Origin of the sequence: Streptomyces sp. SID3212, assembly GCF_009865405.1 — a bacterium.
In the GTDB taxonomy this organism is placed as follows: Bacteria; Actinomycetota; Actinomycetes; order Streptomycetales; family Streptomycetaceae; genus Streptomyces.
This window is the reverse complement of sequence record NZ_WWJY01000347.1, coordinates 1-2,659: the sequence shown is the minus strand read 5'-3', so window position 1 is coordinate 2,659 and position 2,659 is coordinate 1. Positions and strand designations below refer to the sequence as shown.

The 2,659-nt window shown below is 73.4% G+C and carries 1 protein-coding gene and 1 pseudogene; both read right to left on the bottom strand.

The window, feature by feature from the left end; genetic code table 11:
- Positions 1-819 precede the first annotated feature (819 nt).
- A complete protein-coding gene (locus tag GT042_RS10490) occupies positions 820-1,821 on the bottom strand; it encodes a MoxR family ATPase (RefSeq protein WP_161308444.1) in 1,002 nt (333 codons plus the stop codon).
- Between the two features lie 14 nt (positions 1,822-1,835).
- Positions 1,836-2,659: pseudogene (locus GT042_RS10485) on the bottom strand (serine protease); the annotation flags it as partial.

Here is a 2,659-nt window from a genome sequence, read left to right as displayed (position 1 = left end):
GCCCGGGTGGGTTGGGGCCACCAGCGCCGGGGGACGAGCGGGACGGGGGCCTGCCGACTCGGCGGAGTTTGCCCGCTCGGCGGGGCGGGTGTGCCCGGTGGGGCGGGTGTACCCGATGGGGACTGTGGGTCCCAGGGGGTTTGCCGGTCCGGCGGGGTCTGCCCACCGGGCGGGGTCTGCCCACCGGGCCGGGTCTGCCGGTCCGGCGGGGATTGCTGCCCCCACGGAGTTGGCGCACCCCACGGGTCCTGCTCACCCGCAGGGGTGTGGCCGTTGGTTGGAGGTTGCCCACCCGCCGGGGACTGCTGGCCCCACGGGTCCTGCTCACCTGCCGGGGTCTGCCCGCTGGGTGGAGGTTGCCCGCCGGGCGGCGCCGGGGTGGGCCGGTTCGGTGAAGGGTGTCCACCTGTCGGGGTTCGCCGGTCCGGCGGGGTCTGTCGGATCGGTGAGGGTTGCTGGGGCCACCGAGCCGGCCTATTCGGTGGGGTCTGTTCGGGTTGGGGGGACTTCGGGTCCCGCGTGGCCTGGCTGCCTGGTGGCGGCTGCGGGGCCCGCCCGACGGCTCCGCCCGGGTAGCCGTACGGGATCGGTGGCTCCGGGTGGTCGGGATGAACCGGCGGGGGGTGCTCGCCCGGTGGGAACGGGGGTGGGAACGGAGGCGGGGACGGGATCCCCCCCGCCCCGGGCAGGGGCGGCGCTTGCCGGGCCGGTGGCGGGGCGGGGCGTGACTGGGTCGCGAGCCAGAGCAGTTCGGCCAGCTCGCGGCCGGTCGGCGGGTCGTCGCCCGCCGCCGTCAGCACGTCCCGTAACCGGGCCAGATCAGAATTCATCGGGTTCCGGTGTCCGGCTCAGATAGCGCATCAGATGGTCCGCCAGCTCCGTCCTGGACTCGCCGGCCAGTCCGGAAGTCCTGGTGAGATAGATCGCGTTGAGCAGTTGGTCGGTCGCCAGCTCACCGTTCCTGCCCCGCGTCAGGAACGTTCGTACCAACTCCCGTGCCGGTTCGTCGAGAGGGCCCAGATGCGCCCGGACGATCGCGGCCAGGTGGTCGGCGGCCGGCTGCTTCAGTTCCAGGGTCACACAGCGCCGCAGAAAAGCGGGCGGGAAGTCCCGTTCGCCGTTGCTCGTGAGGACCGTGAAGGGGAACGCCCGGCAGCGCACCCGGCCGCGTTCCACCCGTACCAGCCGGTCGGAGTCCGCCATCAGGACCTCGGCCGAGGCGCGGGTCCTGGCGGCCCGGACCAGTTCGGGGATCTCGTACTGCCCCTCCTCCATCACGTTCAGCAGGTCGTTCGGCAGATCCAGGTCGCTCTTGTCGATCTCGTCGATCAGCAGGACGCGCGGGCGTTCGTACGGGAGCAGCGCCGTCCCCAGCGGGCCGAGCCGGAGGTGGTCCTCGATGGTGCCGTTCGTGCCGTTCCCCGGGGCCTGGCCCGCCGCGTAGAGCCGGGAGAGCGGGTCGTACTGGTAGAGCCCGTCGCCCAGCGCCGTCCTGCTGGTGATGTTCCACCGCAGGACGGGCCCGAGCCGTAACTCCCGGGCCACGGCGTACGCCAGGCTGGACTTGCCGCTCCCCGGCGGCCCCGTCACCAGCAGCGGCCGGCGCAAGTACAGCGCCGCGTTCACGAGTTGCACGCTCTCGGTGGTCGCCCGGTACGCCTGGGCCCGGTGCACCCGGTCGGGTGACGGCGACGGGTCGTCCCCGGGCGGTTCGACCACGGGTCCGCCGTTGAAGGCACGCCAGGGCGGCGGCTCGGGCAACAGCCCGATACCGTCGTGCGGTTGGTCGGTTCCGGTGTACACCGGCCACAGGGACGACATGTCGGACCTCCAGGTCAGTCGACGGGCGACCGGGTCAGCCGCGGGACGTCGGGGAACCACCGTGGATCGTCCCAGACGAAGGACAGGCCGGTGGCCCAGTGCGGCTCGGGCCCCTCATGGCCGAAGGCGTGCTTGCGCAGGGTGAAGACGTGCTCGGGCAGTTCGCCCGGCGCGAGCAGGGACAGCCGCTCGGCCAGGGAGTCCAGGAACACCGTGCCGCGGCACCCGGCCCCGCACGCCTCCCCGCCACCCCCGGGGCAGCCGGTACGCGGCCACAGCACGATCGGGACCGGCGCGTCCAGGACGGCGCGGTGCGTCGCACGGTCGTCGGGCGCCGTCGGCGGCCTGGTCAGCGCCACCGGGCCCGCCACGTCCTGGAGTTGGACGGCGAGCAGCCCGGGCGCCGGGGCGCCCTCGCAGGTGATCCGGTGGAACCGCGACTCAGGCTGCTCGTCCAGGAGGTCCCACATCTTCTTCAGCCGGAACTGGAGACGGGGATTGGTCCTGCGGTCGTGGTCCATCACCACCACCGGCGCCATACAACCGAGCGGCGTCCGGGTGCCCTTGCGGGCCGACCACTGGTCCACGGGGTAGTTGAGCCAGTCCCTGGGGAGGGCGAACGCGATCAACTCGCGGCCCGCCGTGTCGAGTTCGGCGAAGGCGTCGTCGATCCGGTCCAGCACCCAGGCGGGTACGTCCCGTTTGGCGAGCCGCTGCTCGCCGACCAGCCGCCGGTGGCCGTGCCGGTACGCGGACACCTCGACCAGCCGCGCGTTCCTGTCGGCGCCGCTGCGGCGGATCTCGACCAGGATCGGTGACCAGTGGCGGGTGGGGGCGG

Bases quoted from the DNA above. Each gene is read 5' to 3' on its own strand.
- GT042_RS10490 (WP_161308444.1), bottom strand. From the start codon at position 1,821: ATGTCGTCCCTGTGGCCGGTGTACACCGGAACCGACCAACCGCACGAC.